General features: G+C 35.9%; 11 protein-coding genes. 9 read left to right on the plus strand and 2 right to left on the minus strand.

Annotation, left to right across the window (positions count from 1 at the left end; translation table 11 throughout):
- The first annotated feature begins 100 nt into the window (after positions 1 to 100).
- The 6 genes from C4E06_RS13705 to C4E06_RS27940 all read left to right on the plus strand — a co-directional run bounded on the left by C4E06_RS13705 (position 101) and on the right by C4E06_RS27940 (position 6,067).
- On the plus strand, positions 101 to 1,939 hold the full coding sequence (locus C4E06_RS13705) for an NAD(P)H-quinone oxidoreductase subunit F (RefSeq protein ID WP_107668580.1): 1,839 nt from the start codon (positions 101 to 103) through the stop codon (positions 1,937 to 1,939).
- 39 nt (positions 1,940 to 1,978) lie between these two features.
- The gene (locus C4E06_RS13710; RefSeq protein ID WP_107668581.1) at positions 1,979 to 3,466 is read left to right on the plus strand and encodes an NADH-quinone oxidoreductase subunit M; all 1,488 of its coding nucleotides are present in this window, start codon (positions 1,979 to 1,981) and stop codon (positions 3,464 to 3,466) included.
- Positions 3,467 to 3,666: 200 nt separating this feature from the next.
- Positions 3,667 to 4,968 (plus strand): CO2 hydration protein, encoded by a 1,302-nt coding sequence (locus tag C4E06_RS13715; RefSeq protein ID WP_107668582.1) that lies wholly within the window; start codon positions 3,667 to 3,669, stop codon positions 4,966 to 4,968.
- A 234-nt stretch (positions 4,969 to 5,202) separates the two neighbouring features.
- Positions 5,203 to 5,415, plus strand: coding sequence for a hypothetical protein (locus C4E06_RS13720; RefSeq protein ID WP_107668583.1), 213 nt, complete (start codon positions 5,203 to 5,205; stop codon positions 5,413 to 5,415).
- A 141-nt stretch (positions 5,416 to 5,556) separates the two neighbouring features.
- Complete coding sequence (locus C4E06_RS13725; RefSeq protein ID WP_232826249.1) at positions 5,557 to 5,901, plus strand: hypothetical protein; 345 nt, start codon at positions 5,557 to 5,559, stop codon at positions 5,899 to 5,901.
- A complete protein-coding gene (locus C4E06_RS27940) occupies positions 5,891 to 6,067 on the plus strand; it encodes a hypothetical protein (RefSeq protein ID WP_198648673.1) in 177 nt (58 codons plus the stop codon). The genes C4E06_RS13725 and C4E06_RS27940 overlap by 11 nt, the downstream gene beginning before the upstream one ends.
- Positions 6,068 to 6,118: 51 nt before the next feature.
- On the opposite strand, the gene C4E06_RS13730 is transcribed toward C4E06_RS27940, so the two are convergent.
- Both C4E06_RS13730 and C4E06_RS13735 read right to left on the minus strand, forming a co-directional pair.
- Positions 6,119 to 6,364, minus strand: a complete 246-nt coding sequence (locus C4E06_RS13730; protein ID WP_107668585.1) for a UPF0175 family protein — start codon at positions 6,362 to 6,364, stop codon at positions 6,119 to 6,121.
- Positions 6,365 to 6,467: 103 nt separating this feature from the next.
- Positions 6,468 to 6,836: a helix-turn-helix domain-containing protein gene (locus C4E06_RS13735; RefSeq protein ID WP_107668586.1), complete on the minus strand. Its 369-nt coding sequence runs from the start codon at positions 6,834 to 6,836 to the stop codon at positions 6,468 to 6,470.
- A 368-nt stretch (positions 6,837 to 7,204) separates the two neighbouring features.
- On the opposite strand from C4E06_RS13735, the gene C4E06_RS13740 reads away from it, so the two are divergent.
- From C4E06_RS13740 to C4E06_RS13750, 3 genes are all read left to right on the plus strand, one after another.
- Entirely contained in the window at positions 7,205 to 7,555 is a 351-nt protein-coding gene (locus tag C4E06_RS13740) for a hypothetical protein (RefSeq protein WP_107668587.1), read from the plus strand.
- Between the two features lie 104 nt (positions 7,556 to 7,659).
- Complete coding sequence (locus C4E06_RS13745) at positions 7,660 to 7,923, plus strand: hypothetical protein (RefSeq protein ID WP_107668588.1); 264 nt, start codon at positions 7,660 to 7,662, stop codon at positions 7,921 to 7,923.
- 30 nt (positions 7,924 to 7,953) lie between these two features.
- A partial coding sequence (locus C4E06_RS13750; RefSeq protein ID WP_107668589.1) for a DUF433 domain-containing protein occupies positions 7,954 to 8,270 on the plus strand: 317 nt, incomplete at its 3' end.

Below are 8,270 nucleotides of genomic sequence, written 5' to 3' on the forward strand. Positions count from 1 at the left end.
AATAAAACAATTTTATAGAGTCTGTCATAGACTTAATTCTATGAATCTGTTTTAATAGATATCAGTAAATTGACGTAAAACTTATCATCGATAAATACAAATGATAGAAGCTTTAAGTCAAACGATTTGGCTAGTTCCTTTGTACGCACTAATGGGAGCTATACTTGCAATCCCCTGGTCCCCTGGAATTATTCGGGAAACCGGACCGAGGCCGTCGGGTTATGTCAATATCGTAATGACTCTAATCGCCTTGATACATAGTTTAGTGACTTTAATAGAAACTTGGGGGAAACCTGCAAGTTATTTATCTTTTTCTTGGCTTCATGCTGCTGATTTAAACATCACTTTTGATATCGAAGTTTCAACCATTACCATTGCAGCCTTAGTCTTAATTACAGCCCTTAATTTATTAGCACAAATTTACGCCATCGGTTACATGGAAATGGACTGGGGGTGGGCAAGATTTTACTCGTTGCTGGCTCTTTTTGAAGCAGGGATGACGACCCTTGTTTTGTGTAACTCCCTATTTTTTAGTTACGTTGTTCTAGAAATTCTGACGTTAGGAACCTATTTATTGATTGGATTATGGTTCAATCAATCATTAGTAGTAACTGGGGCTAGAGATGCCTTTTTAACCAAACGGGTAGGGGACTTAATTCTACTGATGGGAGTCGTCGCTTTATTACCCTTAGCTGGAACTTGGAATTATAACGAGTTAGCGATGTGGGCGCAAACCGCTACCCTAAGCTCTACGACGGCGACATTACTCTGTTTAGCCTTAATAGCCGGACCTTTAGCCAAATGCGCTCAATTTCCCTTGCATTTATGGTTAGATGAGGCTATGGAAGGACCTATGCCGGCGACTATTTTACGGAATACCGTTGTTGTCTCTACCGGTGCTTGGGTATTGATTAAATTACAACCAGTGTTAGCCTTGTCGGCTGTGGCTTCTAACTTTATGATTTGCATAGGGGCAGTAACGGCTATTGGTGCCAGTTTCATCGCGATGGCTCAAATTGATATTAAGCGATCGCTGTCTTATTCGGTGAGTGCATACATGGGTTTAGTCTTCATTGCCGTAGGAACCCAACAGGATGCAGTGGCCTTAAAATTATTGTTTACCTATGCGATCGCCATGGCCTTATTGGTGATGAGTGTGGGAGGTGTGGTATTAAACACCATTACCCAAGATTTAACCCAATACGGTGGTTTATGGTCCCGTCGTCCCCTGTCTGGTATTTGTTTTCTCGTTGGGACTGCCTCGATGATAGCGTTTCCGCCCTTGGGCTGTTTTTGGACATTGACAGAGATGGCCGATAACCTCTGGTTGAGTTATCCTCAGTTAGTGGTGGTGATGCTGATAGTCAATGGGTTAACGGCGTTTAGTCTGACTCGTGAGTTTAGCCTGATTTTTGGCGGAAAAATAAAACAAATGACCGTGCGATCGCCAGAAGGGTTATGGGCGTTAGTCTTACCCATGATGGTTACCATGGGGTTTGCTCTGCACGTTCCCATTTTATTGTATCAATGGCAGTTATTACCGATTTGGCAAGCGTTAAATGTTACCGTCGCCGGATCATTAACCCTTACCAGTTTAATCGGTGCCGGAACGGCAGCTTATCTTTATCTTAATGATGATATTCCTAAACCCATTCAATTACCATCAAAAGCCTTACAAGACTTTTTTGCTTACGATCTTTACACCGAGAAATTTTATCGCAGCACCATTGTTTTTGTTGTGGGTTTAGTCTCTCAAGTAATCTATTGGTTTGATCGCTATTTAGTGGATGGAGTGATTAATTTAGTTGGTTTAGCTACCATTTTCGGTGGAGAAACCTTAAAATATAATGCCTCTGGTCAAACTCAATTTTACTTTCTGTCAATTTTTCTAGGAGTCATTCTCTTTGTTGGCATGATTTTTTCCAATTTCATTATTTAATTATCGGAAATTTAGATCATCATTGAATTAGGAGAAACAATGCTGAGTTTTCTACTTTGGTTTCCCATTTTAGGATCAATTATTATTGGGTTATTCCCAGGAAAATTAGAATCATCTCGCTTAAGACAAATTACTACAATTTTAGCTTTCATTATCTTTGGTGCGACAGTTTGGTTGTTAACACAATTTGATTTGAGTGATCCAGGGTGGCAATTTTCTGAATATTTACCCTGGTCTGATTTTATCGGCTTAAGCTACAGTTTAGGGGTTGATGGATTATCATTACCCCTGATTGCTTTAAATAGTCTCTTGACAATTATTGCAATTTATAGTATTGGCGAAAATGTCGAACGTCCTCGCTTATACTATGCTTTGACTCTGTTAATTAATGCAGGGATTACGGGGGCGTTAGCTTCACAAAACCTCTTATTGTTTGTCATTTTTTACGAACTGGAATTAATTCCTTTCTATTTAATGATTGCCATTTGGGGAGGGGAAAAAAGAGGCTATGCTTCTACTAAATTTTTACTCTATACTGCGGTTTCGGGACTGTTAGTTTTAGCAGCATTTTTAGGCATTGGTTTTCTTAATGGTGCCAGCAGTTTTGACTACGATGTTATCACCACAGAAGGGTTAGCATTAAATACCAAACTGATACTATTAACCGTTTTATTAATTGGGTTTGGTATCAAAATTCCTTTAGTTCCTTTGCACACATGGTTACCGGATGCTTATACGGAAGCATCTTCAGCCGTTACCATTTTATTAGGAGGAATTTTAGCCAAATTAGGAACTTATGGGTTAATTCGCTTTGGTTTACAACTATTTCCTGATGCTTGGTCTATTATTGCCCCAGGATTGGCGATTATCGGAACCGTGAGTGTGTTGTATGGGGCCTTAAGTGCGATCGCTCAAAAAGATATTAAACGCATGGTTGCCTACAGTTCCATTGGTCACATGGGTTATATTTTAGTCGCCGCTGCAGCAGGAACTCAATTAAGCACCCTTGGCGCAGTTGCTCAAATGATCAGCCATGGCTTAATTTTAGCTCTGTTGTTCCATTTAGTGGGGATTGTCGAGCGTAAAGTCGGAACCCGTGACTTAGATGTACTTAACGGGTTAATGAACCCCATACGCGGTTTACCCCTCACCAGTGCCTTATTAATCACTGCAGGAATGGCCAGTGCTGGAATTCCTGGTTTAGTGGGCTTTGCTGCTGAATTTATCGTATTTCAGGGCAGTTTTGCTACATTTCCTATTCCTACTTTGCTCTGTATTGTTGCCTCTGGGTTAACTGCTGTTTACTTTGTTATTTTGTTGAATCGCACTTGTTTCGGGAAATTAGACAACGAAAAGGCTTATTATGCCCCAGTTTTACCCACTGAAACTATTCCTGCTCTCGTTCTCACCCTAATTATCCTAGTTCTCGGTGTACAACCCAACTGGTTATTGAAATGGATTGAACCGACTACCGATTTGTTTGTGCTTAAGGTTCACCCAATAGAACAAGTTGCCAAGTTGCAGTGAACAAACCTTAGGGTGGGCAAGTCAAGGAGATATGTAAAATAATAATAAACCTAAAATCCTTGCCCACCTTACCACTGCAATGAATAGAACCAAATACAGACCGTAAGGTGGGCAAATAAAAACGTTATTTAACATAATAATAAAGATAAAATCTTGCCCACCCTACAACTGATAACCGAGTAAAAAAACAGAAATTTACCATGACACAAGCAACTCTTAATCCTACGACAAAAATTCCCCCATCAACCCATCAATTTGCTGATGTAATTCATCGCTTAGAAGCCGGGGGGTCAATGTTACCAGATACCCCAGAAAACCTAATGCAAATTATCGGCATTTATAAAGCCTATGCTGTGCCGATGGACTTCTATTGGCGAGACTTATTATATATTGCTGAAAGAGTCTTTTTAGAACCCCTTCCCTTCTTTAAATATTTCTTACCCGAAGACTATTTAGAACTGCATAATCACTATGCTGGTGACGATGCTGATTTAAGAATTTGGCGAGGAATAGCAAGCGCACACCCTGAACTTTTAGAGTTTATGGAGAAGGGAAAAACCGGAAAAATGCCCAAGCTATTTCATCATCTTAACCACGATCGCATTAACATGGAATTTGCAGAAGCTTGTATGCGAGCAATGTTATGGCATGGTAGAGATATGGGATTAGGTAAGTTTGATGCTTACTTAGATACGGATGAATATAAAGCCAATGCAGATAAAGCAATTAAAGCTTATTTTAAGAATAATCCTGCTATGTTGGGGTTATATAAAATTTTCCCGGAAATGTTCTTAGAACAAGTAAGGCAGTTATCTTATTATTCCAATCTTGGTTTGTTTTGGGAAGTAATGGCCCCTGTATTTTTCGAGATGTCTGATATTTATGATGAAGGCGGTTTTAAAGGGGTTCCTGATGCCATGAATTTCTTAATTAATGGTATTTTTGCCATTGCTGGCCGTCCCATTTATCATCATGTTTATATTGGGGATGAATGTTATGAAATCATCCCTAAATCTAAGGGGTTTATGTGGCTGTATGAAGCCGCTTTACCCTACGTTGAAGCCGTCTTTTATCGCACTGCACCTTTTAGGGGAACTAAGTCTTATAACGCGCAAGCAAAGCAAGTTCCAGAAGATCAAAAAGACTTCCATTATGGCATTTTGTACGCTGATGTTTTCCCCGTAGGAACTGCCGGTATTCCTCCTACATTATTAATGGATGATATGTATCACTTTTTGCCTGATTATCTCAAAGAATACTATCAAAAACATTGTCGGGGTGAAAAGGATATGTTAATTCAATTAGGGATTACTTTTCAGCGTTCGATGTACAATGTTACCTCTGCGGTGATTCAAGCATTAAGAACTGCTTTACTTTATCCTTTAGACGATGAAAACCCAAAACATTTACTTAAAAATCGGCAATTTTTTGAGTCCCAAATGGATAGATTTTTGCGTCCAGAAGCCCGTTTAAGAGATATTCAAAGCCCAGACTATCGTTAGAAAAAACATGAATGATTACAAAGAGTTGATAGAAATTAGATTAATTTCAATTGTAGCCATGAGTTTATCATTTTTACTTTATTTGATAACATGGTTCTAAATTGTAGGGTGGGCAATGCCCACCTTACGAAATTGCTGGAACATTTAATTTTTATAGGATTGTGATTTATTTAGATTAGGTGGGAATAATAGATTTAGCAATCTATGTAAGTCACTAATTCAGGAGTAATCTAAATGAGTTCAGATAATCGTTACTTTATTGGTTTTATAATTATTGTAGCGGGTTTTATTGTTTTTATTTTTCCAGAAATATATGATGCCATCTATGAAATTATGAAAGTTATCATTCCTGAAAAAGCTGATCAATTTACCACTTTCTTTTGTATGATAATCACAGGAGGATTTTTTTATTTTTTACAAAACTGGTTTTTGAGAAGATATCGCTAGTTAGATTGAATACAAGTCAATTTTTGGTCAATAATTAGAGTTTATGCGGATACGTCTGTTTTTGGGGGTGTTTTTGATGATGAATTTAAAGAAGAAACTCTTGCTTTTTTTAATTTAGTTAAAGAAGGCAAATTTCAACTGGTGATATCTTCTGTTGTTTCTAGAGAAATTCAACCAGCACCTGAAAAAATTAAAGATTTTTTTAAAGAAATGATAACCTATGCAGAATTAGTTGAAATCACTTCACCTGCATTACAATTAAGACAGGCTTATATTGATGCTGGTGTCGTAACCAAAAAATCAATGTTAGATGCTCTTCATGTTGCTTTAGCAAGCGTTTCTGGATGTTCGATGATTGTTAGTTGGAATTTTAAGCATATTGTGCATTTTCAAAAGATTCCTCTATATCGTGCCATCAATGTTGTTAAAGGATATGCACAAATTGATATCTATTCCCCTTTAGAGGTAATTAATTATGAAGATTAAAAATTTTGATTGTGTTCAAATAAAACAGTTAGGAAGTCAGAAGATTTATGAAAAAATCAAAAATATGAGCATTGAAGAAGAATTAATATACTGGCGAGAAGCATCAAGAGAATTAGTAACCATTAAAGATAAGAAAAAAAATAATAAAGTTCATGAAGTAGATTAAGATAGCTTATAGCTGATAAACTGGTAATGGGAGAAGTATTACTAACAACAATCACAGATCACCTAATTTTTTCAAAGTTTCTAATTCTTCTTGCAAATCTGAACTATCATAATTAATACAAATATTTCTCTTAGCAAGTTCTTGGCGAAATTCAATTAAGGACAAGTTGGCAAAACTAGCCGCTTTTGCACTGCTAATATGATAATCTTTAAACATAATTATGGCTAGTTCAAGTTTTAAAGATTCTTCGCTTTTTCCAGTAGCTTGCACAATTTCATTAGGGATAATAATACTCATTACCTTATAACTAGATTGGGATTCATTCTATTATAACAATATAGACAATTTAATACTATATTTAGGTTTTGTAAAGTAAACAATACTTACCTTACTTGATTTTCTAAGATTTTTGTTCATTATTAATATCATTTTGAGATAATTTTTCTTGTACTTTTTTCCTTTCTTCATCTAAATCTTGAGATTTTTCTGGTCTTTTCCAGTTACTTCTAGGTGCTAATTGATAAATATCTGTTCTTCCTTTACGAACTTCTTTTTCAATTAATCCTAATTTTTCTAATTCTTTCAATCCTGACTGCGCCCTTCGCACACTCATTTTACAAATCTTAGCAATTGTATCTAAGCTCGAATAACATTTACCACGACGGCCAATATGAGCATACAGCCGAAACTCATAGGGTCCTAACCCGTACAAGTCGATGTCTGCATGAACGAAAATTATTGATTTGGTGCTTTCTGTGGATGAACTCATAAATTTTTTTGTTACTACCTAAGCATACACTGCGTATGAAATGTATACACTTTGATATGTATATTATTTCAAGTACATAGAATATATTCTAAGAATATCAAAGTGTATATTATTAATATGTATAACTTACTATGTATTTAGTTCATGGGTAAGATATGCACTTCAAACTTAACCATAAGCATGAAACCTTTGTTATGTGTAGGTTTCAGCCAATGCTTTATGGTTTAGTATTTGATTTCAAAAAAATTATTTGCTTGGCCCTCTTGCAAGCAATCCAAAAATTTGCTAGGCTATTAAAAACAAAGAAGACCAATCTACTACTTAATCAGCAGTTGGCCTCCTAAAACTCATATTACCTATATTGTACCATGAATAATACCCTTAAAGACTCTCGTCTAGACTTCATTCGAGAACTTAACAAGTTTTGTGAAATCGCACCTAAATTTGTTAATCCTGAATTAGCGAATCGTTTGTTGAGTAGTGTGATAGGCGAACAAACCTCTCCCATTGGCAATAAAATGCTTGATGAAGTCGAAAATGCAGGGATTAAATTAACACCAGGGTTAGTGATGAAAATTAATAACACTAGCCCTGAAATTGTTGACAAAGCCCTTGACAATTACTTAAGAAGTTATGGTAAAGGAGGCGGTAACAATCCTAGTAATTTATTTTTTACAATTTTAACTAACGAAATCGATAAAAAATCACTAGGGTTTTAACTCTTTTAGGGCTGATGATTAGTTATGGTGGGTATCTCCCACCTAACTGATGAAATTAGAGAAACTTTAAAATCTTACTTAGAAATGAAATGAAGGATAAGTAAATGAAACCTTTAAACTTAAGAAATGAGTTAATTGAAGAAATAGGTTTAATTCCTGATACACAGTTAGAAAAAATTTATAACATCATTTATGATTTCAGATTATCTTTTGAGAAAAGACAGAATATTCTAGAAAATACTTTAAAGTTTGCAGGAAGTTGGAATGATTTAACAGATGAGGAATTTAACGATTTATTCTATGAAATCAGTTTACGTCGTCAGCAAGCATTTACCCAAAGAAGAAATAACCCAAGCATCCCTGATTGATAAAAATAATAATTTTGATATCTTAAACTAATGAATCCGACAACCACCACTGATTACAAATTCATTCTAATTGATGAAAATAACATTCCCTTTATCCAAGGAACATCAACAAAAATTGTTGAATTAGTGACTTCTATTCAAGCTTATGGATGGAGTCCTGAAGAACTACACTTTCAATATCCTTATTTAAGTATGAGTCAAATTTATTCAGCATTAGCTTATTATTGGGAACATAAACAAGAGATTGATGAGGATGTAAAAAGACGCTTTGAATATGCAGAAAAACAACGCCTAGAAGCAGGACTTTCACCCCTATCACAAAGACTTCGTAATCAAGGTTTAAATTC

This window comes from Cyanothece sp. BG0011 (assembly GCF_003013815.1).
Taxonomy (GTDB): Bacteria; Cyanobacteriota; Cyanobacteriia; order Cyanobacteriales; family Microcystaceae; genus Crocosphaera.

Excerpts from the sequence above, each read along its gene's own strand:
- C4E06_RS13705 (WP_107668580.1), top strand. The coding sequence starts at position 101 with ATGATAGAAGCTTTAAGTCAAACGATTTGGCTAGTTCCTTTGTACGCA.
- C4E06_RS13710 (WP_107668581.1), top strand. The coding sequence starts at position 1,979 with ATGCTGAGTTTTCTACTTTGGTTTCCCATTTTAGGATCAATTATTATT.
- C4E06_RS13715 (WP_107668582.1), top strand. The coding sequence starts at position 3,667 with ATGACACAAGCAACTCTTAATCCTACGACAAAAATTCCCCCATCAACC.
- C4E06_RS13720 (WP_107668583.1), top strand. The coding sequence starts at position 5,203 with ATGAGTTCAGATAATCGTTACTTTATTGGTTTTATAATTATTGTAGCG.
- C4E06_RS27940 (WP_198648673.1), top strand. The coding sequence starts at position 5,891 with ATGAAGATTAAAAATTTTGATTGTGTTCAAATAAAACAGTTAGGAAGT.
- C4E06_RS13730 (WP_107668585.1), bottom strand. The coding sequence starts at position 6,364 with ATGAGTATTATTATCCCTAATGAAATTGTGCAAGCTACTGGAAAAAGC.
- C4E06_RS13735 (WP_107668586.1), bottom strand. The coding sequence starts at position 6,836 with ATGAGTTCATCCACAGAAAGCACCAAATCAATAATTTTCGTTCATGCA.
- C4E06_RS13740 (WP_107668587.1), top strand. The coding sequence starts at position 7,205 with ATGAATAATACCCTTAAAGACTCTCGTCTAGACTTCATTCGAGAACTT.
- C4E06_RS13745 (WP_107668588.1), top strand. The coding sequence starts at position 7,660 with ATGAAACCTTTAAACTTAAGAAATGAGTTAATTGAAGAAATAGGTTTA.